This window comes from Streptomyces sp. KM273126 (assembly GCF_004337435.2).
GTDB lineage: Bacteria > Actinomycetota > Actinomycetes > Streptomycetales > Streptomycetaceae > Streptomyces > Streptomyces acidicola.
On sequence record NZ_SJXB02000001.1, the window covers coordinates 1,669,322 to 1,695,193 of the forward strand.

The following is a 25,872-nucleotide window of genomic DNA, read 5'->3' on the forward strand; positions in this document are numbered from 1 at the left end:
GGCGACTTGACGCCGCCCCTTTCTTGCACCACCCTTTCACTACTCAATTAGTGAAAGGGTGGTTGTCCGAGTGGTCGAGTACCGCATCGACCGGCGCAGCGGTGTCGCCACCTACGTCCAGATCGTCCAGCAGACCAAACAGGCCCTGCGCCTCGGCCTGTTGGAACCCGGCGACAAGCTCCCCACGGCCCGCGAGGTCGTGGAGGCCACGGCGATCAACCCGAACACGGTCCTGAAGGCCTACCGCGAACTGGAGCGCGAGGGTCTGGTCGAGGCACGCCGCGGCCTGGGCACGTTCGTACGGAAGTCACTGGGCGCCACGCCCGTCGACTCCCCGCTGCGGGCGGAGCTGGACGCGTGGGCGGGCCGGGCCCGCGAGGCCGGACTCGAGCGGGAGGACGTGGCGGCGCTCTTCACCTCCGTACTCGACGAGCACTTCACCAACGACCACGGCAAGGGGGACGAGGAATGACCGGTACCGCCATGGAGGCGGCCGCCCTGGGCAGGAGATTCGGGCGGAACGGGGAGTGGGCGTTGCGCGACTGCACGTTCCGGCTGCCCGCGGGGAGCGTCTGCGCGATCGTCGGCCCCAACGGAGCGGGCAAGTCCACCCTGCTCGCCCACGCGGCCGGCCTGCTCAGGCCCACCGAGGGCACGCTGACGGTGCTCGGTACGACACCGGCCGAGGCGCGCGAGCGCTTCGCGTACGTCGCCCAGGACAAACCCCTGTATCCCCAGCTCAGCATCGCCGAGACGCTGCGCCTGGGCGGCGAGCTCAACCCCGGCCGCTGGGACCAGGGCGTGGCGGAGCGGATCGTGGCGGACGGCGACCTCAACCCGCACACCAGGGTCCGCACCCTCTCCGGCGGCCAGCGCACCCGCGTCGCCCTCGCCCTCGCCCTCGGCAAGCGGCCCGAACTGCTGCTCCTGGACGAGCCGATGGCCGACCTCGACCCGCTCGCCCGGCACCAGCTGATGGGCTCGCTGATGGCCGAAGCCGCCGAGCACGGCACGACGGTCGTGATGTCCTCGCACGTCATCGCCGAGCTGGAGGACGCCTGCGACCACCTGCTCCTCATCGGCGACGGCCACGTCCGCCTCGCGGGCCCGCTGGACGACCTCCTCGCCGCGCACGTCCTGGTCACCGGGCAGGACGGCGACCTCGCCCCGCACACCGTCGTCGAGTCCCGTACGACGGGACGTCAACTCACCGCGCTGATACGGCCGGACGGGCCGCTCGACGACGAGTGGCAGACCACCGAGCCCACCCTGGAGGAGCTGGTCCTCGCCCACCTGCGTTCCCCCGGGGCCCCGGTGCTCACGCTGACCGGCGAGGACGAGGACTGGCCCGAGACGTGCGAGGCCGCCGTATGACGGCCGTGCCCACCGCGCCCGCCGAGGCGCCCGCACTCCGCCGTTCCCTCAGGCCACGCGGCCTCGTCTGGACGATGCTGTGCCTGCACCGCGCGGCGCTGCTGTTCTGGGCGCTGCTGGTCGCCGTGGCGGCCGGGACGCTGCTGTGGGCGTGGGGCCCGGGGACGAAGGGGCTCTGGACCGAGTACCGGACGATGCGCTGCGCCTTCTCCGGCCAGGACTTCGGCCAGGATCTGAGCTGCGACTACACGGGCGACGCCTACATGGCGCTCGACCTGGCCACGTCCCTCGGCGGCCTGATCATCACGATCGTGCCGTTCCTCGTCGCCGTCTGGGCGTCGGGCGCGCTGATCGCCCGGGAGCTGGAGACCGGCACCGCGGAACTCGCCTGGACCCAGTCGGTCTCCCCGGCCCGCTGGCTGGCGGCCAAGCTCGCCGTCCCGGCCGTCCTGCTCGCCTCCGGTACCGCCCTGCTCACGCTGCTGCACCGGTTGATGTGGCCGTCGGACAGGGAGCTGCTGCGGTGGCTCAGCTGGCAGTGGTACGACGACGTTGCCTTCCGGGGCAACGGCCCCGTGGCCGTCGCCTACGCCCTGCTGGGTCTGGCGGTCGGCGTGCTCGTCGGCCTGCTCGTCCACCGCTCCCTGCCCGCGCTCGGCATCAGCCTGGTCTGCCTGCTGGCCGTCCACTTCGCGCTCGTCATGCTGCGCCCGTACCTGTGGCCGTCGGTCACCCTGACCAAAACGGATCAGTACTCGATCTCCGGCGGCATGCCGGTCGACGACGGAGCCATCACCCCCCTCGGCAACCGCGTTCCCAACCCCTGCGGTGGCGAGGGTCCCGGCTGTCTCACACAGCACCACATCGCCGGCTTCTACTTCGACTACCACCCCTCGTCCCACTTCTGGCCCCTCCAGCTCGTGGAGACCGGCATCGTCCTCTCCCTCGCCGCCCTCGCGGTCCTGGCCTCCTTCCGGCTGCTGAACCGCCACACGGGAGACGCCGCATGACCACGCTGCCCAGCGCCCCGGCCGCCACCCGACCCTCCTCCCGAGCACCGCGCGGCCCCAGGGGCCTGCTCTGGACCGTCCTGCGGCTGCACCGGCCGGCCCTGATCGTCTGGGTCCTCGCGTCGGCCGCCATCGCCGGGTACCTGATCCGGCTGTACGCCCTCGGGGACGAGGCCCGCGCCGGCATGAGCGTCTGCGGCTCGCCGGGCACCGGGCTCCCCCTGTGCTCGGCGGTCGACGCGATCACCGCCGACGAGACGTACATCGGCGGCCTGTCCCTGATGGCCACCGCGGTGTCGTACCTGATGTTCCCCGTGGCCGCCTGGGCCGGCGCCGCACTGATCGGACGGGAGCTGGAGAACGGCACGGCGGACCTCGCCTGGACCCAGTCGGTCACCCCGACCCGCTGGCTGGCCACCAGGCTCGCCGTCCCGGCCGTGCTGATCGCCTCCGGCACCGGTGTGCTCGTCCTGCTGCACGACTGGGCCAGGCAGGACGGCGACCCGAACCTGACCGGGGACTGGTACTACCCGGACGTCTTCCTCGCCACCGGCCCGGCAGCCGTCGCGTACGCCCTCGCGGGCCTCGCCCTCGGCGCGCTCGCAGGCATGCTGACCCGCCGGGCCCTGCCCGCCGCCGGCCTGGGCTTCGGCGCCGCCCTGGTGCTGTACAACGCGCTGAACCACTACCGCGAGGACCTCTGGCCCCAGGTCACCCGCCCCGACCCCACCCGGCCCGACCCCACCCGGATCGAGCTGCCCAGAAGCGTCTGGCAGACCAAGAACGAGTGGGGCACGGGATGGCCCTCCTCGTACCACCCGCAGTCCCACCGCTGGCCCCTCCACCTGATGGAGACGGGCATCGTCCTCGCGGTCGCCGTCGCGGCCACCGCCGCCGCGTTCGCCCTCCTGCGCCGCCGCACGGCCTGACCCACCGTGCCGCCGCCGTACGGCCGGGCCGTATGACACACCCCGGTCGTACGGCACACCCCGGCCGTATGGCACACCCCGGCCGTACGGCCCCGGCCGGCCGCACCCATCCGGCGGACCACCCGGACCGGTGCGCCCCTCCACGGGGGGAGGGGCGCACCAAGGGGCGTACGCCCGTTCACCCGTCCGCCGTACCCACCAGGCGCCCCCGAAGACCCCCGCGAGCCTCCCCCGCTATCCCGCACGTCATGTCTCCTTAACCGGCGATTCAACCGGCCTTGCGACGCTCGATCAATGAACCCCGCCGTGCCCGAGCCCTCGCCGCCCCCGGAGAACGGGGAGAGCGCGGGGAGCGGCCGATACGCCGCCGCGCTCCCGCCCGCCACGTCCGACGCGCCCGTTTTCCTCGCGGCGCGGAAGAATGGGTTTATGAGCCAGCAAAACGCCGAGGTCCCGGTTCAGCACGTGCAGCCCTCCGTGGGCTCCCTCGCCGCGCACCGCCCGCACACGGTGGCTGCCGTGGTCTCCGACCTGGAACCCGACATCGATGCCGACCTCGATGTCTACGAGGAGTCGCTGGAAGGCGAGGCGCTGCCCCAGGGCCGATTCCTGGACCGGGAGCGCAGCTGGCTCGCGTTCAACGAGCGCGTCCTCGAACTCGCCGAGGACCCCAGCACGCCCCTCCTGGAAAGGGCGAACTTCCTCGCGATCTTCGCCAGCAACCTGGACGAGTTCTTCATGGTCCGGGTGGCCGGCCTGAAGCGCCGCATAGCCACGGGCGTGGCCACCCGCTCCGCCTCCGGCCTCCAGCCCCGCGAGGTGCTGGAGATGATCTGGGCCCGTTCGCGCGAGCTCATGGCCAGGCACGCGGCCTGCTTCCACGAGGACGTGGCCCCCGCACTCGCGGAGGAGGGCATCCACCTGGTCCGCTGGAACGAGCTGACCGGCGCGGAGCAGTCCCGCTTCTTCACCCTCTTCAAGAACCAGATCTTCCCGGTCCTGACCCCGCTGGCCGTCGACCCGGCGCACCCCTTCCCGTACATCTCGGGCCTCTCGCTCAACCTCGCGGTCGTCGTACGCAACCCGGTCTCCGGCCACCGGCACTTCGCCCGGGTCAAGGTCCCGCCGCTGCTGTCCCGCTTCATGGAGGCGTCGCCGAACCGGTACGTCCCCATCGAGGACGTCATCGCCGCGCACCTGGAGATGCTGTTCCCTGGCATGGAGGTGCTGGAGCACCACACCTTCCGGATCACCCGGAACGAGGACCTGGAGGTCGAGGAGGACGACGCCGAGAACCTGCTCCAGGCCCTGGAGAAGGAGCTCATGCGGCGCCGCTTCGGGCCGCCGGTGCGCCTGGAGGTCGAGGAGTCGATCGACCAGTACGTGCTCAACCTGCTGATCCGCGAGCTGAAGATCTCCGAGGCCGAGGTGTACCCGCTGCCGGGCCCCCTGGACCTCACGGGCCTCTTCGGCATCGCCAAGCTCGACCGCCCCGAGCTGAAGTACCCGAAGTTCATCGCGGGCGTCCACCGGGACCTCGCCGAGGTGGAGTCGGCGTCGGCGCCCGACATCTTCGCCGCCCTGCGCGAGCGGGACGTGCTGCTGCACCACCCGTACGACTCGTTCTCCACCTCCGTCCAGGCGTTCCTGGAGCAGGCGGCGGGCGATCCGGACGTCCTCGCGATCAAGCAGACCCTGTACCGGACCTCGGAGACCTCGCCGATCGTCGACGCGCTGATCGACGCCGCCGAGTCCGGCAAGCAGGTCCTCGTCCTGGTCGAGATCAAGGCCCGCTTCGACGAGCAGGCCAACATCAAGTGGGCCCGCAAGCTGGAGGAGTCGGGCTGCCACGTGGTCTACGGCCTCGTCGGCCTGAAGACCCACTGCAAGCTGTCCCTCGTGGTCCGCCAGGAGGGCGACGCCCTGGTCCGCTACTCCCACGTCGGCACCGGCAACTACCACCCCAAGACGGCCCGTCTGTACGAGGACCTGGGCCTGCTGACGGCCGACCCGCAGGTCGGCGCGGACCTCTCGGACCTGTTCAACCGGCTGTCCGGCTACTCCCGCCGCGAGACCTACCGCCGTCTCCTGGTCGCCCCCAGGTCCCTGCGCGACGGCCTGGTCTCCCGGATCAACAAAGAGGTCCAGCACCACCGCGCGGGCCGGCCCGCGTACGTCCGCATCAAGGTCAACTCGATGGTGGACGAGGCGGTCATCGACGCCCTGTACCGCGCCTCGGAGGCGGGTGTGCCGGTGGACGTGTGGGTGCGCGGCATCTGCGCCGTCCGGCCGGGCGTACCGGGGCTGTCCGAGAACATACGGGTACGGTCCGTGCTCGGCCGTTTCCTGGAACACTCCCGGATCTTCGCCTTCGCCAACGGCGGTGAGCCCGAGGTGTGGATCGGCAGCGCCGACATGATGCACCGCAATCTCGACCGTCGTATCGAGGCGCTGGTGCGGGTCACCGACCCGGCCCACCGGGCGTCCCTCAACCGGCTGCTGGAGACCGGTATGTCCGACTCCACGTCCTCCTGGCACCTCGGCCCGGACGGCGAGTGGACCCGGCACGCGACGGACGGCGAGGGCCAGCCCCTGCGCAACGTCCAGGAGATGCTCATAGACGCCCGGAGGCGCCGGCGTGGCAATGCAACACCTTGACCCCTCGGACCCCGTGACCGGGCCCGTCACAGCAGACGCCCTGGCGGCCTATCTGCGGGCCCAGGCCACGGAGTTCCTCCGTGCGCTACGCGCCGGGCGGGAGACGGGCGACGGAGGTCCCCCGGCCAGGGCGAGGACGAGAGCGGGGGAGAACGGTTCCGAGGAGTCCGCCGACGCGGCGCTCGCCCTGCGCCGCTCGGCCCGCCGCATCAGCGGCACCCTGCACACGTACCGCCCCCTGCTCGACGCCGACTGGTCCGAGGGCATGCGGCCCGAACTCGCCTGGCTGTCCGGCACTCTGGGCCGCGAACACGCGTACGCGGCCCGCCTGGACCGCCTGGTGACGGCCCTGAACCGGCTGTCGGGGGCGTCCTCCTTCTCCGCACAGTCGGGGACCGCGTCGTCCGCGGGGGACGCCGCGAAGGGCAACCTGACCGTCGGCGCCGCCAAGGCGGGCGCCCTGCTGGAGCGCCAGCTCACCCTGGCCCGGACCCGCGCCCACTCCGCCGCCCTCCAGGCCCTCGGCTCCTCCCGCTTCCACGCGGTCGCCGACAGCGTGGCCGTGCTGGCCAGCGAGGTCCCGCTGGCCCCGGCGGCGGCCACGGCCGACCTGCGCCCGCTCGCCCAGGCCGCGCACGAGCGGCTGTGCGACGCGGTCTCCGGTCTGCCCCTGATCACCGCGGGCCACCCGTACAACGCCGAGGCCCTGATCCACGGCCTCTCCCCCGACCCGGCCCCCACCCCCAGGACTCTCCCTGGCACCAGGTCCGTCTGCTGCTGCGCCTGCACCGCTACGCCCGCGAGGTGCTGCGCGGGAAGGACGCCCCCGTCGACGTACGCCTCCTCACGGCCGGGCAGGCCCTCAACCGGCACCGCGACGCGTCCGAGGCGGCCGCCGCCGCGGCGGCCGCGGCCCGCACCCCGCGCATCGCCCCGGCGACCGCGTACGCTCTCGGGGTCCTGCACGCCGACCAGCGGCACGAGGTGGAGGCGGCCCGGTTCGGGTTCCAGCAGGCCTGGCAGAAGGAAGCGGTGAGCACCCGTTGACGGACACCGGCAACACGGGCCGAGGCGACACGATCCTCGCGGCGGGCTGCGTACTGTGGCGCCGCTCCCCGGTAGGCGGGGACCTGGAGCTCTGCCTGGTCCATCGGCCGAAGTACGACGACTGGTCGTTTCCCAAGGGCAAGTTGCAGCAGGGTGAGGATCCGCTGGCCGGGGCCCTGCGCGAGGTCGAGGAGGAGACCGGGTTCCGCTGCGAGCCCGGTCCGCGGCTGCCGACGGCCCACTACCAGGTGAACAGGCGGCCCAAGCAGGTGAGTTACTGGGCTGCCGAGGCGGGCGAGGGACACTTCGTACCCAACCGCGAGGTGGACCGGGTGCGCTGGCTGTCGCCGGACGCCGCGCGTGACCGGCTGACCATGGCGCGGGACCGGGAGCTGGTCGACGAACTGCTGGCGGCCTTGCGGCACGCGTAGGGGAACGCCCGTCCCCCTGAAGGGAGTTGGCCCCTAAAGAGCCCTAAAGGGGCACGACCCCCACGTGCTCCTCCGCGTCCGACCTCGCCAGGCTCCGCGCCCTGCGTGCCGGCCCTCTCCATCCGCATGTGCACCTGGCCACACAGAAGCGGCCCTGGTCGACGGTCGTCGTGCGGTGTTCCTGAGATGGGGCGATCTCGTCCTGCTCGGCCACGCCGACAACGTTACCCAAGGCAAGTGCTGTGCCCACCGGCTGCCCCCAGCGGGAGGTAAGCCGCGTGACGGCAGCCCCTACTGGTCGTTAACCCGACAACAGAAAGGGACCGGGACGGACCGGCGGCTGGGGGTTGGCAGACGATGGTGGTGTGGCAGCAGGGACGGCGGTTCGCGGCGGTCGCCTCGGCAGGGCTCATGGTCTGCGGCACCGGCTGCGCGAACGGCGGTCACTCCGGGGACGCGGGCGCCGCCGACCCCGTCGACGTACTGCACCGGGCCGCGGGCGCCCTGGTGCGCGCGGGCTCCTCCAAGGCACTGACCTCGATGGAGATGGCGACGGGCGGCACCCGCGTCACGATCCGCGGCGAGGGTGTCTACGACTACGCCGAGCGGCTCGGCCGGCTTCAGGTGCAGCTCCCGCCGGACCCGGCCGGGGCCAGCGAGCACCGCCCGATCACCGAACTCCTCGCTCCGGGCGCCCTGTTCATGAAGAACCGGGGCGCGGGCGTGCCGGCCGACAAATGGGTCCGCGTCGACACGGGCACGCTCTCCGACGGGAACCTGGTGACCGGCGGCGCCACCGACCCCTTCGCCGCGGCGGAGGTGCTGCGCGGGACGCGAAGCGCGACCTACGTCGGAGAGGCGAAGGTGGCGGGCATCCCGGTGCGGCACTACCGGGGTACCGCCGACCTGGCGGCGGCCGCGCGGAGGGCCTCCGAGGCCAACCGGGCTCCGTTGCGTGCGGCCGCGCGAGGGTTCGCCACCGCCGAGGTCCCCTTCGAGGCGTATCTCGACGACCAGGGCCGCATCCGGAAGATCCGCCACCGCTTCAGCTTCGTCAACGGACAGCAGCAGGACACGGTCGCGGTCGCGTCGACGACCCTGCTGTACGGCTTCGGGGTCCCCGTCACCGTACGCCTGCCGGACTCGGAGGACATCTACGCGGGGAAGCTCGCCGACAACTGAGCCCGAGAACTGAGCCCGAGAACTGATCCTGAAAACTGAGCCGAAAACCTACTGGCGCGACGCCGGGTCGGTACCCTCGTCGACGGGAGCCCGCGTCACGCGGGCCGTGCCGGGTGGCGGCCAGGAATAGCCCGTTGGTGCCATGCGCAGGGTGTACGGCGCTCCCTACTCTAGGAAGTCGGTGACGGCAGAGAAGAGGTGATGCACGTGGCTCCGGCAGGCGGTACGACGGTTCAGGACCACGTGGCCCTCGCCGAGATCGAGCTGTGCGGCGAACTGATCATCGCGGCCTCGGCCGCCCACGAGGAACGCCTCAGCCTGGTCCGCATCGACGAGGTACTGAAAGTGGCCGAAGAACGCGAGGAGCGCGAGGAAGCGGCGGGCCGCTGAGCGGCTCCCCTCGACCACCTGTGCGCATCGTCACGTCCGCAGCATCCGCCCGATGGCCTTCGTGGCCTCCTCGACCTTCGCGTCGATCTCGCCCCCGCCCTTGAGCGCGGCGTCCGCGACACAGTGGCGCAGGTGCTCCTCCAGGAGCTGGAGGGCGAAGGACTGCAGGGCCTTGGTGGAGGCGGAGACCTGAGTGAGGATGTCGATGCAGTAGACGTCCTCGTCGACCATGCGCTGCAGACCCCTGATCTGGCCCTCGATGCGGCGCAGACGCTTGAGGTGCTCGTCCTTCTGCTTGTGGTACCCGTGCACACCGCGGTCGTGATCCGTAACGACGGCGGCCACGCTGTTCTCGGCGCTCCCGGCGTTGCCGGTGTTGGCGGTGTTGCCGGAGGGCGCAGTCGCGCCGGCCTCGGTGGTCGTCATCGCGTCCTCCCACAGTCGTGTGCGGCATATACCCCTGGTAGGTATATGGTAACGAACTTTGCTGGGTAAGGGTCCTTTGGCCGCCGCCCTTGTGGCAGTCCTGACCTCCCCGCACCGCCCCCGTGCCGAGCATTCTGACCGATGGGCGAGACTGGGGTACGGCGCGATAGCCGTGGCCGAATGTTGCACCTAGCATCACCCTGACCGAAACCGAAGCACCCCGAGGACCCCACGTGCGTTTTCGTCTGACCCCCAGGGAGACGAGCTTCTATGACATGTTCGCCGCATCCGCGGACAACATCGTCACGGGCTCGAAGCTCCTCATGGAATTGCTCGGGGCGGACACCGCCGGCCGGGCTGAGATCTCGGAGCGTATGCGGGCCGCGGAACACGCAGGTGACGACGCCACGCACGCGATCTTCCACCAGTTGAACTCCTCGTTCATCACGCCGTTCGACCGCGAGGACATCTACTCCCTCGCATCGTCCCTCGACGACATCATGGACTTCATGGAGGAGGCCGTCGACCTGGTCGTCCTCTACAACGTCGACGAACTGCCCAGAGGCGTCGAGCAGCAGGTCGAGGTCCTGGCACGTGCTGCCGAGCTGACGGCCGAGGCCATGCCGAACCTGCGCACCATGGAGAACCTCACCGAGTACTGGATCGAGGTGAACCGTCTGGAGAACCAGGCGGACCAGATCCACCGGAAGCTTCTCGCGCACCTCTTCAACGGCAAGTACGACGCCATCGAGGTCCTCAAGCTCAAGCAGATCGTGGATGTGCTGGAGGAGGCGGCGGACGCGTTCGAGCACGTGGCGAACACGGTGGAGACCATCGCCGTCAAGGAGTCCTGAGCCCTTCATGGACACCTTCGCTCTGGTCGTGACCATTGGCGTCGCGCTCTTCTTCACGTACACGAACGGTTTCCACGACTCGGCGAACGCGATCGCGACGTCCGTGTCGACGCGCGCGCTGACGCCGAAGGCTGCGCTCGCGATGGCCGCGGTCATGAACCTGGCAGGCGCCTTCCTCGGCAGCGGCGTGGCGAAAACGGTCAGTGAGGGTCTGATCCAGACCCCCCACGGCGCCAAGGGGATGGGCATCCTCTTCGCGGCCCTGGTCGGCGCGATCACCTGGAACCTGATCACGTGGTACTACGGCCTGCCCTCCTCCTCGTCGCACGCTCTCTTCGGTGGCCTGGTGGGCGCGGCGCTGGCCGGCGGTTCGACGGTGTACTGGGACGGCGTCCTGGACAAGATCGTCATCCCGATGTTCATATCGCCGCTGGTGGGCCTGCTGGCCGGCTATCTGGTCATGTGCCTGATCATGTGGATATTCCGCCGGGCGAACCCCCACAAGGCGAAGCGAGGCTTCCGCATAGCCCAGACCGTCTCGGCGGCGGGCATGGCTCTGGGGCACGGCCTCCAGGACGCCCAGAAGACGATGGGCATCGTGGTCATGGCCCTGGTCATCGCGGATGTCGAGGACTACGGCGATCCGATCCCGGTCTGGGTGAAGGTCATATGCGCCGTGATGCTGTCGCTCGGTACGTACGCGGGGGGCTGGCGCATCATGCGCACACTGGGCCGGAAGATCATCGAGCTCGACCCGCCGCAGGGGTTCGCTGCGGAGACGACCGGCGCGTCGATCATGTTCACCACGGCGTTCCTCTTCAGGGCGCCCATCTCGACGACGCATGTCATCACGTCGGCCATCATGGGCGTCGGTGCCACGAAGCGGGTCAACGCCGTCCGCTGGGGGGTGGCCAAGAACATCATCCTCGGCTGGTTCATCACGATGCCGGCCGCCGCGCTGGTAGCCGCGGCGAGCTTCTGGATCGTGCACCTGGCGTTCCTGTAACCGCGGGCCCGCGCCCCGCCCCGGGTTTTTCCTCGCCCCCGCCGCCCCTACCCGTCCCATCCCTTCACTGGGGCTGCCGCCCCCAGACCCCGCTGGTCGGCCTGAAGGGCCTCGTCCTCAAACGCCAGACGGGCTGAGGGTGCCTGGCCTCGCCCCCACATCCCCGGCCGGAGGGCCCCAGCCCGGCTGGAAGATCCCGGCGTCAGCCGGAGGACGCCGGCCTGGCTGGCATAGTCCCTCCCTGGCCGCACATTCCAACGCCGCCCGCACCTTGCAGCCCTGGCTGCACATTCCAGCCCGGCCGCACCCTCCAGAGCCGCCCGGACCTTCCGACTCGGCCGCACCCAGCACCTTCCAGCCCGGCCGCACATTCCAGCCCCGCCCGGACCTTCCGACCCCGCCGCACCTCCCAGCTGCGCCCAACACCTTCCAGCGCCGCCCGCACCCTCCAGCGCCACCCCCACCCTCCAGCGCCACCCGCACCCTCCAGCCCCGCCCGCACCCTCCAGCGCCACCCGCACCCTCCAGCGCCACCCCCACCTTCCAGCCCCGCCCGCACCCTCCAGCCCCTCCGGCGTTTGAGGAGCGAGGGTCCGGGGGCTGGCCCCCGAAACGGGGTCCGGGGCGGAGCCCCGAAGAACGGGCCAGGAGGCGCAACCCTGAGGGGGAGCCAGGAGGCTGGCCCCCGAACGAGAAACCAGGGCGGAGCCCCGAAGAAGGGCCGGGGCGCAGCCCCGATGTCGGGGGCTGGGGCGCAACCCCGATGGCCAGGGACGGGGCGCAGCCCTGGATTGGGGGTCCAGGGGGCGCAGCCCCCATGGCGGGGTCGAAGGGGCGGAGCCCCTGGGGATGGGACGGGTAGGGGCGGCGGGGGCGAGGAACCGCAGGCACTCGCCCGCACGACGCGCACCCAGCCCAACCCAACCCAACCCGACCCGACCCGACCCAGCCCAGCCCAGCCCAGCCCAAAAACGAACGCCCACCCACGCGCCCCGCAAACACACGGGCCCGCCCCCGGGAGCCAGGGGCGGGCCCTTGTACCTCGCGGTGGCACCGCCATGCAGCACCGCGAGGGGTCTTCAAAGGAGGAGCAGGAGAAAGGCTCGGCTCAGCCGAAGCGACCGGAGATGTAGTCCTCCGTTGCCTGAACCGACGGGTTGGAGAAGATCCGCTCCGTGTCGTCGATCTCGATGAGCTTGCCCGGCTGCCCGACCGCCGCGAGGTTGAAGAACGCCGTACGGTCGGACACACGCGCCGCCTGCTGCATGTTGTGCGTCACGATGACGATCGTGAAGCGCTCCTTCAGCTCCCCGATCAGGTCCTCGATCGCCAGCGTGGAGATGGGGTCGAGCGCCGAGCAGGGCTCGTCCATCAGCAGCACCTTCGGCTCGACCGCGATGGCACGGGCGATGCACAGACGCTGCTGCTGACCACCGGACAGCCCGGAACCGGGACGGTTCAGACGGTCCTTGACCTCGTCCCAGAGGTTCGCACCCCGGAGCGACTTCTCCACGATGTCGTTGAGCTCGGCCTTCTTGTACGAGCCGTTCAGCCGCAGCCCCGCCGCCACGTTGTCGAAGATCGACATGGTGGGGAAGGGGTTCGGCCGCTGGAAGACCATGCCGATCTCTCGCCGTACGGTCACCGGGTCGACCCCGTTGCCGTACAGGTTCTCGTCGTCGAGCATGACCTTGCCCTCGACCCGACCGCCCGGAGTGACCTCGTGCATGCGGTTGAGGGTGCGGAGGAAGGTGGACTTGCCGCAGCCGGACGGGCCGATGAAGGCCGTCACGGAGCGGGGCTCCACGGTCATCGAGATGTCCTCGATCGCCTTGAACGTGCCGTAGTACGCGGTGAGCCCGCTGACATCGATTCGCTTGGCCATGTGAATCACTGCTTCTTTCAGTCGCTGACTTGGTTACTGCTGGCCGCGTCAGCGACCGGTCTTCGGGGCCTTCCAGCGGGCGATACCGCGGGCCACCAGGTTGAGGATCATGACGAAGGCGATGAGGGTGAGCGCCGCCCCCCAGGCCCGGTCGATCGACTGCTCGGTCCCGATCGCGTACTCCTGGTACACGTACAGCGGCAGCGAGGACTGGGCACCCTCGAACGGGTTGTTGTTGATGATCTTGGAGCCGAACACCAGCAGCAGCACGGGCGCGGTCTCACCGGTGATACGGGCCACGGCCAGCATGACACCGGTGGTGATACCGCCGATCGCGGTCGGAATGACGATCTTCATGATCGTCTTCCACTTCGGTACGCCGAGCGCGAGGGAGGCCTCCCGCAGCTCGTTCGGGACGAGCTTGAGCATCTCCTCGGTGGAGCGGACCACGACGGGCATCATCAGGATCGCGAGCGCCATCGAACCGGCGAAGCCGGAGAAGCTGAACCCGAGGATCAGGATCCAGAAGGACAGGACGAACAGACCCGCGACGATCGACGGGATGCCGGTCATGACGTCGACGAAGAAGGTGACGGCGCGGGCCAGCGCCCCCTTGCCGTACTCGACCAGGTAGACCGCGGTGAGCAGACCGATCGGGGCGGCGATCACGGTCGCGATGAGCACCTGCTCGATGGTGCCGAGCAGGGCGTGGTAGACACCACCGCCGGGGTCGCTGTTGAGCACACCGTTCATCGAGTGGCTGAGGAAGTAGCCGTCGACGACCTGCGCACCGTTGCTGATGGTGGTCCAGGCCAGGGACAGCAGCGGCACGACGGCCAGGATGAAGCAGACCCAGACGAGGCTGGTGGCGACCCGGTCCTTGGCCTGGCGCGGGCCCTCGATCCGGGCCGTGACGGCGTAGGTGCCGATGACGAAGAGCAGCGCGGCGATGAGACCCCACTGGACCCTGCTCTCCCAGCCGGCGGCCAGGCTGATGCCGATGGAGAGGACGATGGAGGCGACGGCGATCACGGCCGGCGCCCAGCGAGGCAGCCGGGCGGAGGAGAAGACCGGAGAGCGGCCGGAGACAACGGTTGTCTGGGACATCAGGCGTTCGCCCCCGAGTACTCCTTGCGGCGGCCGATGATGTACCGGGCGGCGCCGTTGACCAGCAGGGTGATGACGAAGAGGACCAGGCCGGAGGCGATCAGGGCGTCCTGGCCGAGCGGGGTCGCCTCCTTGAACTTGGAGGCGATGTTCTGGGCGAAGGTGCCGCCGCCCGGGTCCAGCAGGTGGCCGGAGATGGTGAAGTTCGACGACAGCACGGTGGCGACGGCCATCGTCTCGCCGAGCGCACGGCCGAGGCCCAGCATGGAGGCGCTGATGATGCCGGAGCGGGCGAAGGGCAGCACCGACATCCGGATGGTCTCCCAGCGCGTGGCGCCGAGCGCGAGCGCGGCCTCCTCGTGCATCCGCGGTACCTGGAGGAAGACCTCACGGGTGACGTTGGTGATGATCGGAAGGATCATGATCGCCAGCAGGATGCCCACGGTGAACAGCGAGCGGGCGGGGCCGGTGCCGGACTTGTCGAAGATGTACGTCCAGCCCAGGTACTCGTCGAGCCACTTGTTCAGGCCGTCGAGATGGGGCACGAGGATGAGGGCGCCCCACAGGCCGTAGACGATCGACGGCACGGCGGCCAGCAGGTCGACGAGATAGGCGAGCGGCGCGGCCAGCTTGCGCGGCGCGTAGTGCGAGATGAACAGCGCGATACCGATGGCGACCGGCACAGCGAGCACCATGGCGATGACCGAGCTGACGACCGTGCCGAAGGCGAGGGTCGCGATGCCGAACATCGGCGGCGTGTTCTGCGGCAGCCACTCCTCGTAGGTGAGGAAGTTCGCCTTGTTCTCGGACAGGGCGAGGGCCGCGCGGTAGGCGAGGAAGGTCGCGATGGCGGCCATGATCGCCAGCAGCGCGATGCCCGAACCCTTCGAAAACCCCGAGAAGATCCGGTCGCCGGGCCTGACGACGGTCTTCTGGGAGCTACTGGGCTCTATTCGGTCTGTAGGGGGAGGCGGAGGGGACTGTGTCGTTGTCGTATTCATTACGTTCTCCGGTCTGCTGAGCCTGGTCCCGGCTCAGATGTGGGGGAACCGGGGACGGGCTCGTTGGCGGCGGTGCACCGGACGGGCGGCCGGCCCGTACTGCTCGTGGGCCGGCCGCCTTGTGGTGGGTCAGGCGAGGGTCGGAACGATCTCGCGGACCTTGGTCGCGATCTCGTCCGGCAGCGGCGCGTAACCGGCGTCGCTGAGGATCTTCTGGCCCTCTTCGCTGGCCGTGTAGTTCAGGAAGGACTTGATGGTCGGCAGGGCGTCGGCCTTGTTGCCCTTGTCGCAGACGATCTCGTACGTGACCAGGATGATCGGGTAGGCACCGTCAGCCTTGGTGTTGTAGTCGAGCTCCAGCGACAGGTCCTTGCCGGTGCCGACGACCTTCGCGGCGGCGATGCCGGCGGAGGCGGAGTCCGTGGTGGCCTCAACGGGCGCGGAGGCACCGGTGTCCACCTTCACGGCGGGGATGTTGTTGCTCTTGGCGTACGAGAGCTCGAAGTAGCCGATCGCACCGTCGGTGCTCTTGACCTGGCTGGCGACACCGGAGGAGCCGGAGGCGGACTGGCCACCCTCGGCGGCCCAGGCCTTGTCGGGCTCGTACTTCCAGGACTTCGGGGCCGCGGCCTGCAGGTACTTGCCCAGGTTCTGGGTGGTACCGGACTCGTCGGAGCGGTGGAAGGCCTGGATCTCGGTGGCCGGCAGCTTCACACCCGGGTTGAGCTTGGCGATCGCCGGGTCGTTCCACTTCTTGATCTTGCTGTCGAAGATCTTGGCGATCGTGTCGGCGTCGAGGACCAGGTTGTCCACACCGGAGAGGTTGTAACCGATGGCGATCGGGCCGCCGACCATCGGCAGGTTGATGCCCTGGCCGGTCTTGCAGATCTTCTTGGAGTCGGCGGTCTCCGCCTCGTCCAGCGCGGAGTCCGAGCCTGCGAAGGCGGTGGTGCCCTGCAGCCACTTGGTGATACCGGCGCCCGAACCGTCGGGGCTGTAGTTGATCTCGACGCCGGAGCACGCCTCCTGGAAGGCCTTGACCCAGGCCTGCATGGCGTTGTCCTGAGCGGAGGAACCGGAGGCCAGCAGCTGGCCCTTGGCGTCCTCACACTTGATGTTGCTCGGGGCAGCCGAGTCCGTCTTGCCGCTGTCGTTGCCCTCGGAGTTGTTGTCGGAGCCGCACGCCGTCAGGACCAGGGCGCCGGTAACCGCGACAGCACCAAGGGAAAGGGCGCGAAGCCGGTTGCGCTGAAGCTTCACTTTCAGGGATTCCTTCCAGAAGCCGCCACCTGGGCGGCGTGCGATGTGGTGTCGACCCATCGAGACGGCGGTCGCCGTACCTTGGGGCCATCTCTCGGACTGCATTTGTCATGCGCTGCGCGAGTGCCGTTGGGGGCCGCACGTCGCACCCAGCACGGCCGAAAGTAGGCAGAACAGGTGAAGGCGCCGATGGCCATAAATGAACGACGGGTGAACCCCTGTCGACGGTGCGGTTAGGTCACGGAACGCTTACGTCGAGGACACGTGAGGATTCCGACGCCCGAATTACGCGGGCGCACCGACCGACGTGGGGCTACGCCCGCCCCACACCTCCGTACGCCCCACTCCCGCACCGCCACACCGGTCCCCGAACACCCCGACCAACCCCACCCAATTCGGCACAACAGATATAGCTGACACAACCGGCACATGCATAACTAACGGGCGGAAAGTGCGAGTTCATACGACAACGCGGACGCGGGCGCCCTCCGGCAGCCCGCGTTCCGTCAGTCAGGTCAGTCAGCTCAGCCAGGTCACTCGCCCCCTTCCCTCTGACCCGACCGGAGGTCCCCGGCACCAGAGGCGTCACGCGTGGCGCGGATGTCATGGTTGTCCGCCGTCAGGCAGCGCCCCGTGGACAGGTCGTAGCGCCAGCCGTGCATGGTGCAGGTGAGCACGTCGTCCTCGATGTGCCCGAACCGGCTGAGGTCGGCCTGCAGATGGGGGCAGCGGCGCTGCACTCGCCAGCCGCCGAGTTCGATGTCCTCGTCGTCCTCCTGGGCGGCCGCGTAGTAGTTCTCCACGTAGTCGATGCGCTCGACGGACAGGCACTTGAAGAACGTGTACACGTATTCGTTGTAGGGCCCGACGCGGCTCGCGCTGAACCGCAGCGAGAGCAGGAGACTGTTGGACCAGTCGACCTCGCGCCGGGCGATGTTGGTGGCGACCAGATCCCCGGTGGTGGACAACGTGTAGCGGCACACTTCCCCGTCCCACTCACGGACCTGTCGCGCGGGGAAGTCGATCACGATCGGGACGTCGTCGACGTTCAGCCGCAACGGGCCACCGACGCCGGCGCAGATCCCGTCCGCGCGGGCCATCAGCGGTTCCCACCACTGTTTGAGTGCTGCGACGAGTTGGTCCCGTGGCAGAGCGGGGGAACGAGACGCTCGTTCGGCCGCGAGGGAGTCCTGTTGTCTGCGGGCGTAGTCCCGCAGGTACTCGCGCTTGTTGCCGAACATCTGGTCGATCTGCCCCGCGGTGTGGCTGTGGATGACCTTGCAGTCGCTCCCGCCCACCTCGGCGACACTTCCCGGCAGCAGCAGGTGCGCCGACGTCTTGGGCCGTTCCTCGGCGAGCTGCGTCAGGAACTCCTGCTGATCGGTGAAGATGCTCTCCCCGTCCGGTCCGGTGCCGTTGAACTCGAAAAGGTCGTCGTCGAGGAAGCACGGGGGCCCCGAGTTGGGGAACACGTGCTTCGCCTGCACCGCGTCGATGTAGCGCACCGCCCGGTCGAACTGCCCCTGGCGCTTACGGGCGGCGAACTCCTGCTTCGCCTTCAGCGGCATCTCGTACACCATCGGGTACCAGATCGCGCCGGAGAACTGCACGAAGTACGCGTCGACCTCGCCGAACTCGCGGATCGCCTGGATGTCGAGCGGGTGGGCGTCGTTCTGGTTGAGCAGGACCGTCTCGCCGTCGTCCAGTGACAGCGCGGAGTCGCCGATGGGGCCGTCGCCGGGTCCGGTCAGAGCGGTGATCATGATCCGCAGCCCGTCCCGCTCGACGGGCTCGCCACTGCGCGTGCGCAGGAAGTCCGTGAACCCCAGCTGACGCAGCTCGTGCTCCAACTCCTGGGTGGCGAACGCGGGGAGCAGTACGGTGATGTCCTTTCGGACGTTCCTGCTCAGGTTCTCCGCGTCGAAATGGTCCCTGTGCAGGTGCGACACGTAGAGGTAGTCGGCTGCCTGTCCGTAGTACGCCCAGTCCAGACTGCTGTTGTCGGGGAACGGGAACCACGACCCGAAGAAGGCCGGGTTGACCCAGGGGTCGCACAGCACTGATCCCGCGGTTGTCTCGATGAATAGCCCCGCATGTCCCAGGCCAGTTACACGCATGTCCGTCAGCACCCCAATGCGTCTGAGTAGGTCACTCGTCCCGGCGTCATGGGACGGTTTGTCCGTGGCTACAACGCTGGGGGCATTTGCGTGGAGGCGCACCCGCTGAGTACGGCGGCCGCCGTCACGGCAGACCACGAATGGGCTGGTCAGAAGGGTTGTTTAGGCCGACACGGGCTCCGCCTTCCGGAGTCCCTCGTACAGCCGAAGCACCGCCAGAAGGGCTCGGGAGGGCAGCCCCGGACCCCGCCCTGAGGATCCTGAGGACCCCGTCCCGCCGAGTCCCGGCAGCGTGGGCGCGGCCCCCTCAACCCCCTCCTACGAAATGGCTGGAACTCGACCCTCGCGGGACGCCCAAGGCCCCTCTCCATGGGAACCCAAGGCACGGCGGACACCGTCTCGTTCCACGGAACCCACGGGAGGCGAACATGGAACGGCGCACGTTCATCGGCAGCACCACAGCCGCACTGGCAACGGCAACGGCCGCGACGACCGCGGCCACATCCGCGTGCACCGCCACTCCCCGCCCCACCGAGCGAGCCGCCTCGGCCACCGCCACCGCCACCCGTACGGCCACCACCAGCAACCGCGCCACCACCAGCACCCAAGCCGCCGCCGCCAACTGGTCCGCCCTCGCCCACGATCTCGACGGCCCCCTCATACGCCCCGGCGACCGCAGCTGGCAGGCGGCCCACCAGCTCTACAACACCCGCTTCGACACCCTGAAGCCCGCAGCCGTCGCCTACGCCGCCCACCCGGACGACATCCGCACGCTCCTCGCCTACGCGAAGACTCACAAAACCCGCGTATCGATCCGCAACGGCGGCCACTCCTACGCGGGCTGGTCCTCCGGCAACGGCAACCTGATCATCGACGTATCGGAACTCGGCGCCATCCGCACCTCCGCGAACCAGGCGGTCATCGGCGCCGGCGCCAAGCTGATCGACGTCTACCGCGCCCTCGCCGCGAAGGGCGTCACCATCCCCGCCGGCTCCTGCCCCACCGTCGGCGTGTCCGGCCTCACCCTGGGCGGCGGCCACGGCGTGGTCTCCCGCGCATACGGCCTGACCTGCGACAGCCTCACCCAGGCCACGATCGTCACCGCCGACGGCAAGCAGCTCACCGCGAACGCCACCGACCACAAGGACCTCTTCTGGGCCCTGCGCGGCGCGGGCAACGGCAACTTCGGCGTGGTCACCGAACTCCGCTTCCGTACCCACCCCGCGCCCCAGGCCGTCTCCGCGTACATGACGTGGCCGTGGTCGAAGGCCGCCGCCGTGGTGAAGGCCTGGCAGGAGTGGGGCCCGGACCAGCCGGACGAGATCTGGTCGTCCTGCCACCTGGCCTGCGCGCCCGGCGGCACCCCGACGGTCTCCGTCTCGGCCTTCTCCCTCGGCACGTACGGCGAACTCCAGAACGCCGTCGACCGCCTGGCCGACCGCCTCGGCGCCTCGGCCCGCAGCGTGTCGCTGAAGCGCCGCTCGTACGAGGAGTCGATGGAGATGTACGCGGGCTGCTCGTCCTTCTCGACGGACGCCAAGTGCCACCTTCCCGGCTCCACGCCGGGCCGTACGCCCACCGGTACCCTGGGCCGCGAGACGTACGCGGCACGCTCGGACTTCTTCGACCGCTCGATCTCGCCGGCCGGAATCCAGACCCTGCTCACCCACATCTCGTCGGCACGGGGCGGTACGGGCAGCATCGCGCTCACGGCCCTCGGGGGCGCGATCAACCGCGTATCCCCCACGGCGACGGCCTTCGTCCACCGCCGCTCCCGGATGCTGGCCCAGTACATCGTCTCCTGGAAGGCGGGCACCTCCGGCACCACGGCCCGGTCCTGGCTCACCACGGCCCACCAGGCCATGTCCCGCCACGCCTCGGGTGCCGCGTACCAGAACTACACGGACCCGACCCTCACCAACTGGCGCAAGGCGTACTACGGCGACGCGGCACCCCGCCTCGCGACCCTGAAGAAGCAGTACGACCCGGCGGGGTTCTTCAACTTCCCACAGGCGCTCTGAAACATTGTCAGGCGCTTCGAGCTCTCTCTACCGCATCGAGGCCGCTCCGGAACTTTGAAGCCCTTTGGGCCAGCCATTCCGGCCCAGTCCAGCACCCCCCAGCCCGTCCGGCGCTTGAGGACGAGGCCGTACAGGCCGACACACCCCTCCCACCCACCCCAGCCACCCGCCTCCAGCCCGTCCGGCGCTTGAGGACAAGGCCGTACAGGCCGACACACCCCGCCCACCCGCACAAACCCACCCACCCCAGCCACCCACCCCCAGCCCGTCCGGCGCTTGAGGACGAGGCCGTTCAGGCCGATGCGGGGGTCTGGGGGCGGCAGCCCCCAGGGAAGGGATGGGACGGGTAGGGGCGGCGGGGGCGAAAACCCCACCCGAACACCCGCGGGGCGCTACGCCGCCAAGTCCCGGTCGTCCACCGCAGGCTCCACCCGAGCCCCCGGAACCACCGCCTCCTGGCTTTCGGTCCGCTTGGCCGAGATCAGCCACCCGGCCCGCGGCGACCGCTCGACCGCCTTCGCCAGCGGGGTCAGCAGAGCCATCGCGACCGGCGACAGCAGCAGGGCCACGGCCGTGCCAAGGGCGAAGCCGCCCACGACGTCCGTCGGATAGTGCACGCCCATGTAGATCCGCAAGAAGCCCCCGAGCAGCCCCAGCACGATCCCCACCAGCCCGAACTTCCGGTTGGCGACGAACAGCGCGACTCCCATGGCCATGGTCAGCGTCGCGTGGTCGCTCACGAAGGAGTAGTCGGTCTTGCCGGTGACCAGGACTTCCAGCCCCTCGTGGTCCAGGAAGGGCCTCGGCCGCTTCACGAACTCACGTATCGGCACGTTGATGAGCACCGCGATCCCCGCGGCGAGCGGCACCCAGGCCAGCGCGGCCACGGACGACGCGGCATCCTCCCCGCCCCGCCGCCGCACACCCCACCAGCACCACAGGACCAGCAGCACCATGACGAGCAGCAGTCCGTACTCGCCCACGAACTCCATGACCCGGTCGAACCAGTTGGGTGCGTCCTTGGCCAGGCCGTTGATGTCGTAGAGCAGACTGACGTCGGGGTTCGACCCGGAATCGGCGGAAGACGCGGACCCGGCGAGAGATATGGACTCGGCGAGATGCGCTCCGTGACCGGAGTAAACCCCGGAATACGTGCCGGACTCGGCGAATGCAGCCATCGTGCAGCGGCCCCTTCGTCGTCTGTTCCATGCTCGGCGGCCGCACCCCTGCGTGCGCCGCTGCGGCCACCCCCGTGGTTGTAGGCGTCGTCACGCGTCGAAGCGCTACGAGACAAGGAACGCACAGTCCCCTTCTCTACGTTCCACACTCCACTGAATGATCACTCAGACGTTATCGAAGAGAGATACATCTGCGCAGCTCAGGGCGGGTTCACAGAGAATTACGCGCCATCAGATCGTCGTGGGCAACGCTTTCGCGCCATCTTCGGTGACCCGAGTTGCCCCGAAGTAGTCCGGAGTGTCGATCGGGTCGAAGCGGATCACGGCACCGGGCCGGGGCGCATCGATCATGTATCCGCCGCCCACATAGATCCCCACGTGCCGGATGGCCCGCGAATTGGTGAGGTCGTCGGAGAAGAAGACCAGATCGCCCGGAAGCAGCTCGTCCCGCTTCGGGTGCGGCCCCGCGTTGTACTGGTCGTTGGCGACCCGGGGCAGTGTGATCCCGACCGTCTCGTAGGCGGCCTGGGTCAGCCCCGAGCAGTCGAAGCGCCCACCCTGGCCGGCCGTGCCGGTCCCGCCCCACAGGTACGGCGTCCCGAGCTTCTCCTGCGCGTACGCGATGGCTCCCGCGGCCTGCTTCGACGGATCGACCCTGGTGACGGGCGCGGCGAAGCTCTTCTCCAGGTCCGTGATCGTCTTGACGTAGTTCTGGGTCTCCTTGTACGGCGGCACGCCCCCGTACCTGATCACCGCGTAGGCGCCCGCGTTGTAGGCGGCGAGCATGTTGTGCGTCGGGTTCCCGGGCGCGTCCTTCACGTACTTGGCGAGGGTGCAGTCGTACTTCGCGGCCGACGGGATCGCGTCGGCCGGGTCCCACACGTCGCGCTTGCCGTCCCCGTTGCCGTCGATGCCGTGGGTGGCCCATGTGCCCGGGATGAACTGCGCTATTCCCTGGGCCGCGGCCGGGCTCTGCGCCTTCGGGTTGAACCCGCTCTCCTGGTACAACTGCGCGGCCAGCAGCGCCGGGTTGATGGCGCTGCACAGGTTGCCCCACTTCTGCACGAGCGGGCTGTACTCGGCCGGCACGGACCCCTTGGCGAGCGCCTTGGGCCCGCCCCCGGCCCCGCCCACCAGACTCCCGGCGGTCATGTAGACGCCGACGACGAGCAGCAGGACGAAGCTGAGGCCGGCGCCGCACAGGGCGATGCCCACGATCCATGCCTTACGCACCGTCAACCGCCCCTCGCTGCCCGGCACTCGCACTCCACCGACAGAAGTGTAGAGGCGGCCCGGCGATCACGGAATGATCACTCGCCATCGGCGGCGCGATACAGCCGGACCGCCTCGTCCCCGAACACCACGCTGTACGAGATGTCATCCGTGGCCCCGCCCTCCTCGTGCCCGCCGAGCACCCCGACGACCTGTCCGTCCCCGTTCACCCAGGGGCTCCCGCTGGTCCCGCCGGAGAAGCCGGGGCATGCGATGCGCTGCTGGGTGGAGTTGTGGGCCGTCGGCTTGTTCGTGCAAGTGATGGGCGTCGAGCTGGACTTGGCGTACCCGGTCACGGTGACCGCGGTGGCTCCGGTGACCCGATGGGGTGCGAACACGTTCCCCCCGACCACGTCCTGAACCCCTCGCCCGCCCTTCCTCTCCACCCGAGCGAAGGCGACATCACTGTCCTCGCCCTGCTCCCCGCCGTCCCACCGACCGGGCACGTACGTCTTCTCGACCTTCCAGACCCCGTACGGCGCCTTCCCGTCCCGGTACCCGGGCACGAAAACGAGATCTCCGCCCCCGTCGAGACAGTGCGCGGCGGTGACGACGAGGTCATGCCCCTTGCTCCGCACGACAGACCCCGTGCAGAAGTGCCCGCTACTCAGCCCGCCCCGGAAGATCGCCCCCACGCGCGCGGTGGCGGCACTCGCCGGGGCGTCGGCGGTCACCCCGAAGGGCCCCGGACCGTCGTCGGCGACGGCGAGGGACGAGGAGGTGACGGTCAGCAGCACGACGGCACCCAGCAGGGATATACGCATCAGACCCAGGTTGCCCCACGAGCGTGAGAATGCACCTCGGGCAACTCTGAGAATTGCCCGTGAAGGAGTGCGGGCGGACTGCTACACCACGGCCCACAGCAGCTTCCCTCCCTTGTCGCCACCCCGCCCCCGCGGTACGGACACCCCCAGCGAGTCCGCACACGCCCGGACGAGGTGCAGCCCGCGACCGTGCTCAAGGTCTTCCGGCGGCACGCCGACGGGGGCACCCTCCTTGAAGGCGTCCGGCACCTTGGGGTCGGCGTCCCACACGGCCACCATGAGCCGGTCCCGCTCCACGGACCGGATCCGCAGGGCGTACGGCCCCTCCGTGTGCGCGTGGGCGTTGGTGAGCAGTTCGGAGGCCAGCAGCTCGGCGGTGGGGGTGAGCCGGGTGAGGTGGTGGGCGGCGAGAACGGTACGGAGGGTCGCGCGGGCGACGCCGGGGGCGCGGGGGTCTCGGGGGAGGTGGAGGGTGTAGTTCCAGGACGGGGATACGGTGGCCATGGAAGTCTCCGGTTACAGAGGGGAGTTGGGTGATTGTCCTGCGTGATGTCCAAGGTAGCGGCGCGCAGTGAATACATTCACAATTTGCCCGGGATCACATTCATTACCACCCCTGTGAGTGACAACAAGGAGGCGGCAACCCCGTGAGAAACCCGACGGGTCGCCAACTGCGCTTCGGCGCCGAGCTGCGCAAACTGCGCGAACGCGCGGGCCTGAGCGCCACCGAGGCTGGTCAACTCCTGGGCATCAAGCAGGCGCAGGTCAGCAACATGGAGGCCGGTCGCGTAGGCATGAGCGCCGAGCGGGTACGCACCATCGCCTGCCACTACGACTGCTCCGACAAGTCCCTCGTCCAAGCCCTCAGCGACATGACCGCGCAGCGCACACGCGGCTGGTGGGAGCAGTACCGCGATCTGGTGCCCAGCGCACTCCTCGACCTGGCCGAGCTGGAACACCATGCCCAGGCATTGCGTGCGAGCACCACAGCCCGCGTCCCCGGACTGCTCCAGACTCGGGAGTACGCCCTCGAAATCTTCCGCCAGGCGGTCACCGAGCTCTCACCACCCGACATCGAGCACCGTCTCTCGTTCCGCATCAAGCGGCAGGCAATCCTCTATCGCGAGGACAACCCCACCCCCTACGAGGCGATCGTCCACGAGGCGGCCCTGCGCATGAAGGTCGGCGGACCCACGATCACCCGGCAGCAGCTTCAGTACCTGCTCGACATGAGCGAGCGCGACCACATCACCCTGCGCGCCATCACCTTCGACGCCGGCGCCTACCCGGGCTCCGGGCAGTCCATCTACTACGCGTACGGCCCGGTCCCGCATCTGGACACCGTCCAGCTCGACCAGTCCCACGGCGTCGCTTTCCTCGACGCCGAGGCCCAGCTACACAAATATCGAACACTCTTCGAACGGATCGATGCCGTAGCGCTGAGCCCGGAGAACACCCGAGCCCTTGTCCACACCCTGATGCGAGAGCTGTGAGGCACCCCTCATGAACTGGCAGAAGTCCTCCTACTGCAGCGAAGGAAACTCCTGCGTCCACGTAGCAGCGACCCCCGACACAATCCATCTCACCGAAAGCAGCGACCCCGGCGGCGCCATACTCAAGGCCACCCCGGCCGCCTTCGACGCCTTCCTCGCCCTCCTCACCACCCTCAAGAAGGACACCACCCTTGACTGACATCCCCACCGACCTCGACTGGATCCGGGCCGCCCCCGAGAACGCGACCGGCCCCGGCCCCTGGATCGAGATCGCCTTCACCGAGAGCGAGGACCCCGAGGCGCCCGTCTACATCCGTGAGACCAGCGACCCGGACAACGTCGTGACGACCAACCGCCGGAAGTGGGACGCCTTCGTACTGGGCGTACAGGCAGGCGAGTTCGACCACTTCGTGGAGGGGGTCGAACTGGACCTCGACCCCGCTCCGGAGAAATGACCGCACGGACGT

24 protein-coding genes and 1 pseudogene are annotated in these 25,872 nt (G+C 69.4%); 15 read left to right on the forward strand and 10 right to left on the reverse strand.

Annotated features, from left to right (window positions below):
• Window positions 1-70: 70 nt before the first annotated feature.
• The 9 genes and pseudogenes from E0500_RS07330 to E0500_RS07370 all read left to right on the forward strand — a co-directional run bounded on the left by E0500_RS07330 (window position 71) and on the right by E0500_RS07370 (window position 9,021).
• Window positions 71-472, forward strand: coding sequence for a GntR family transcriptional regulator (locus E0500_RS07330; protein WP_131572165.1), 402 nt, complete (start codon window positions 71-73; stop codon window positions 470-472).
• Window positions 469-1,374, forward strand: a complete 906-nt coding sequence (locus E0500_RS07335; RefSeq protein WP_131572163.1) for an ABC transporter ATP-binding protein — start codon at window positions 469-471, stop codon at window positions 1,372-1,374. The genes E0500_RS07330 and E0500_RS07335 overlap by 4 nt, the downstream gene beginning before the upstream one ends.
• Window positions 1,371-2,384 carry an ABC transporter permease gene (locus E0500_RS07340; protein ID WP_131572162.1) on the forward strand — a complete coding sequence of 338 codons (1,014 nt, stop codon included), beginning with the start codon at window positions 1,371-1,373 and terminating at the stop codon, window positions 2,382-2,384. The genes E0500_RS07335 and E0500_RS07340 overlap by 4 nt, the downstream gene beginning before the upstream one ends.
• Window positions 2,381-3,313, forward strand: coding sequence for a hypothetical protein (locus E0500_RS07345; RefSeq protein WP_181586902.1), 933 nt, complete (start codon window positions 2,381-2,383; stop codon window positions 3,311-3,313). The genes E0500_RS07340 and E0500_RS07345 overlap by 4 nt, the downstream gene beginning before the upstream one ends.
• 294 nt (window positions 3,314-3,607) lie before the next feature.
• Window positions 3,608-5,971, forward strand: a complete 2,364-nt coding sequence (locus tag E0500_RS07350) for an RNA degradosome polyphosphate kinase (protein ID WP_131571476.1) — start codon at window positions 3,608-3,610, stop codon at window positions 5,969-5,971.
• Window positions 5,952-7,018: pseudogene (locus tag E0500_RS07355) on the forward strand (CHAD domain-containing protein). Before E0500_RS07350 ends, E0500_RS07355 begins: the two are co-directional and overlap by 20 nt.
• The gene (locus E0500_RS07360) at window positions 7,015-7,449 is read left to right on the forward strand and encodes an NUDIX hydrolase (RefSeq protein ID WP_131571482.1); all 435 of its coding nucleotides are present in this window, start codon (window positions 7,015-7,017) and stop codon (window positions 7,447-7,449) included. The pseudogene E0500_RS07355 and the gene E0500_RS07360 overlap by 4 nt, the downstream one beginning before the upstream one ends.
• 357 nt (window positions 7,450-7,806) lie before the next feature.
• Window positions 7,807-8,631, forward strand: a complete 825-nt coding sequence (locus E0500_RS07365; RefSeq protein WP_131571485.1) for a hypothetical protein — start codon at window positions 7,807-7,809, stop codon at window positions 8,629-8,631.
• Between the two features lie 201 nt (window positions 8,632-8,832).
• Window positions 8,833-9,021 carry a hypothetical protein gene (locus E0500_RS07370; RefSeq protein ID WP_131571488.1) on the forward strand — a complete coding sequence of 63 codons (189 nt, stop codon included), beginning with the start codon at window positions 8,833-8,835 and terminating at the stop codon, window positions 9,019-9,021.
• Window positions 9,022-9,051: 30 nt separating this feature from the next.
• Here the strand turns inward: E0500_RS07370 and E0500_RS07375 are convergent, their stop codons facing one another.
• Window positions 9,052-9,447 (reverse strand): metal-sensitive transcriptional regulator, encoded by a 396-nt coding sequence (locus E0500_RS07375; RefSeq protein ID WP_131571490.1) that lies wholly within the window; start codon window positions 9,445-9,447, stop codon window positions 9,052-9,054.
• A gap of 233 nt (window positions 9,448-9,680) precedes the next feature.
• Here E0500_RS07375 and E0500_RS07380 point away from each other — a divergent pair, with 233 nt between their 5' ends.
• Window positions 9,681-10,301, forward strand: coding sequence for a DUF47 family protein (locus E0500_RS07380; protein ID WP_131571492.1), 621 nt, complete (start codon window positions 9,681-9,683; stop codon window positions 10,299-10,301).
• Between the two features lie 7 nt (window positions 10,302-10,308).
• Window positions 10,309-11,307 (forward strand): inorganic phosphate transporter, encoded by a 999-nt coding sequence (locus E0500_RS07385; RefSeq protein ID WP_131571495.1) that lies wholly within the window; start codon window positions 10,309-10,311, stop codon window positions 11,305-11,307.
• A 1,108-nt stretch (window positions 11,308-12,415) separates the two neighbouring features.
• Here the strand turns inward: E0500_RS07385 and pstB are convergent.
• The 5 genes from pstB to E0500_RS07410 form a co-directional block, all read right to left on the reverse strand.
• Window positions 12,416-13,192, reverse strand: a complete 777-nt coding sequence (pstB, locus tag E0500_RS07390) for a phosphate ABC transporter ATP-binding protein PstB (RefSeq protein WP_131571282.1) — start codon at window positions 13,190-13,192, stop codon at window positions 12,416-12,418.
• 48 nt (window positions 13,193-13,240) lie between these two features.
• Window positions 13,241-14,299, reverse strand: coding sequence for a phosphate ABC transporter permease PstA (gene pstA, locus E0500_RS07395; protein WP_131571279.1), 1,059 nt, complete (start codon window positions 14,297-14,299; stop codon window positions 13,241-13,243).
• A complete protein-coding gene (gene pstC, locus E0500_RS07400; protein WP_131571277.1) occupies window positions 14,299-15,300 on the reverse strand; it encodes a phosphate ABC transporter permease subunit PstC in 1,002 nt (333 codons plus the stop codon). The genes pstA and pstC overlap by 1 nt, the downstream gene beginning before the upstream one ends.
• Before the next feature lie 129 nt (window positions 15,301-15,429).
• Window positions 15,430-16,560 carry a phosphate ABC transporter substrate-binding protein PstS gene (gene pstS / locus E0500_RS07405; RefSeq protein ID WP_131571274.1) on the reverse strand — a complete coding sequence of 377 codons (1,131 nt, stop codon included), beginning with the start codon at window positions 16,558-16,560 and terminating at the stop codon, window positions 15,430-15,432.
• Between the two features lie 533 nt (window positions 16,561-17,093).
• Window positions 17,094-18,677, reverse strand: a complete 1,584-nt coding sequence (locus tag E0500_RS07410; RefSeq protein ID WP_131571271.1) for a Rieske 2Fe-2S domain-containing protein — start codon at window positions 18,675-18,677, stop codon at window positions 17,094-17,096.
• 428 nt (window positions 18,678-19,105) lie between these two features.
• Between E0500_RS07410 and E0500_RS07415 the strand changes: the two genes are divergently transcribed.
• Complete coding sequence (locus tag E0500_RS07415) at window positions 19,106-20,698, forward strand: FAD-binding oxidoreductase (RefSeq protein ID WP_131571268.1); 1,593 nt, start codon at window positions 19,106-19,108, stop codon at window positions 20,696-20,698.
• 392 nt (window positions 20,699-21,090) lie between these two features.
• Here E0500_RS07415 and E0500_RS07420 read toward each other — a convergent pair whose 3' ends face one another.
• From E0500_RS07420 to E0500_RS07435, 4 genes are all read right to left on the reverse strand, one after another.
• Window positions 21,091-21,876 carry a phosphatase PAP2 family protein gene (locus E0500_RS07420; RefSeq protein WP_131572236.1) on the reverse strand — a complete coding sequence of 262 codons (786 nt, stop codon included), beginning with the start codon at window positions 21,874-21,876 and terminating at the stop codon, window positions 21,091-21,093.
• Window positions 21,877-22,107: 231 nt separating this feature from the next.
• A complete protein-coding gene (locus E0500_RS07425) occupies window positions 22,108-23,115 on the reverse strand; it encodes a bifunctional lytic transglycosylase/C40 family peptidase (protein ID WP_181587216.1) in 1,008 nt (335 codons plus the stop codon).
• A 71-nt stretch (window positions 23,116-23,186) separates the two neighbouring features.
• Entirely contained in the window at window positions 23,187-23,912 is a 726-nt protein-coding gene (locus E0500_RS07430) for a serine protease (protein ID WP_131572238.1), read from the reverse strand.
• Window positions 23,913-23,993: 81 nt separating this feature from the next.
• Window positions 23,994-24,416: an ATP-binding protein gene (locus E0500_RS07435; protein ID WP_181586903.1), complete on the reverse strand. Its 423-nt coding sequence runs from the start codon at window positions 24,414-24,416 to the stop codon at window positions 23,994-23,996.
• 143 nt (window positions 24,417-24,559) lie between these two features.
• Between E0500_RS07435 and E0500_RS07440 the strand changes: the two genes are divergently transcribed.
• From E0500_RS07440 to E0500_RS07450, 3 genes are read left to right on the forward strand one after another with little or no spacing between them, the layout of a single operon-like run.
• A complete protein-coding gene (locus E0500_RS07440) occupies window positions 24,560-25,405 on the forward strand; it encodes a helix-turn-helix transcriptional regulator (RefSeq protein WP_131572020.1) in 846 nt (281 codons plus the stop codon).
• A 10-nt stretch (window positions 25,406-25,415) separates the two neighbouring features.
• On the forward strand, window positions 25,416-25,604 hold the full coding sequence (locus E0500_RS07445) for a DUF397 domain-containing protein (RefSeq protein ID WP_131572019.1): 189 nt from the start codon (window positions 25,416-25,418) through the stop codon (window positions 25,602-25,604).
• Window positions 25,597-25,860 (forward strand): DUF397 domain-containing protein, encoded by a 264-nt coding sequence (locus tag E0500_RS07450; protein WP_131572018.1) that lies wholly within the window; start codon window positions 25,597-25,599, stop codon window positions 25,858-25,860. Before E0500_RS07445 ends, E0500_RS07450 begins: the two co-directional genes overlap by 8 nt.
• The last annotated feature ends 12 nt before the right edge of the window (window positions 25,861-25,872 follow it).

What these genes read in the sequence shown, in the direction of transcription:
- E0500_RS07335 (WP_131572163.1), top strand. Translation starts at nt 469, where the DNA reads ATGACCGGTACCGCCATGGAGGCGGCCGCCCTGGGCAGGAGATTCGGG.
- E0500_RS07340 (WP_131572162.1), top strand. Translation starts at nt 1,371, where the DNA reads ATGACGGCCGTGCCCACCGCGCCCGCCGAGGCGCCCGCACTCCGCCGT.
- E0500_RS07345 (WP_181586902.1), top strand. Translation starts at nt 2,381, where the DNA reads ATGACCACGCTGCCCAGCGCCCCGGCCGCCACCCGACCCTCCTCCCGA.
- E0500_RS07350 (WP_131571476.1), top strand. Translation starts at nt 3,608, where the DNA reads ATGAACCCCGCCGTGCCCGAGCCCTCGCCGCCCCCGGAGAACGGGGAG.
- E0500_RS07365 (WP_131571485.1), top strand. Translation starts at nt 7,807, where the DNA reads ATGGTGGTGTGGCAGCAGGGACGGCGGTTCGCGGCGGTCGCCTCGGCA.
- E0500_RS07370 (WP_131571488.1), top strand. Translation starts at nt 8,833, where the DNA reads ATGCACGTGGCTCCGGCAGGCGGTACGACGGTTCAGGACCACGTGGCC.
- E0500_RS07375 (WP_131571490.1), bottom strand. Translation starts at nt 9,447, where the DNA reads ATGACGACCACCGAGGCCGGCGCGACTGCGCCCTCCGGCAACACCGCC.
- E0500_RS07385 (WP_131571495.1), top strand. Translation starts at nt 10,309, where the DNA reads ATGGACACCTTCGCTCTGGTCGTGACCATTGGCGTCGCGCTCTTCTTC.
- pstB (WP_131571282.1), bottom strand. Translation starts at nt 13,192, where the DNA reads ATGGCCAAGCGAATCGATGTCAGCGGGCTCACCGCGTACTACGGCACG.
- pstA (WP_131571279.1), bottom strand. Translation starts at nt 14,299, where the DNA reads ATGTCCCAGACAACCGTTGTCTCCGGCCGCTCTCCGGTCTTCTCCTCC.
- pstC (WP_131571277.1), bottom strand. Translation starts at nt 15,300, where the DNA reads ATGAATACGACAACGACACAGTCCCCTCCGCCTCCCCCTACAGACCGA.
- E0500_RS07410 (WP_131571271.1), bottom strand. Translation starts at nt 18,677, where the DNA reads ATGCGTGTAACTGGCCTGGGACATGCGGGGCTATTCATCGAGACAACC.
- E0500_RS07415 (WP_131571268.1), top strand. Translation starts at nt 19,106, where the DNA reads ATGGAACGGCGCACGTTCATCGGCAGCACCACAGCCGCACTGGCAACG.
- E0500_RS07420 (WP_131572236.1), bottom strand. Translation starts at nt 21,876, where the DNA reads ATGGCTGCATTCGCCGAGTCCGGCACGTATTCCGGGGTTTACTCCGGT.
- E0500_RS07430 (WP_131572238.1), bottom strand. Translation starts at nt 23,912, where the DNA reads ATGCGTATATCCCTGCTGGGTGCCGTCGTGCTGCTGACCGTCACCTCC.
- E0500_RS07435 (WP_181586903.1), bottom strand. Translation starts at nt 24,416, where the DNA reads ATGGCCACCGTATCCCCGTCCTGGAACTACACCCTCCACCTCCCCCGA.
- E0500_RS07445 (WP_131572019.1), top strand. Translation starts at nt 25,416, where the DNA reads ATGAACTGGCAGAAGTCCTCCTACTGCAGCGAAGGAAACTCCTGCGTC.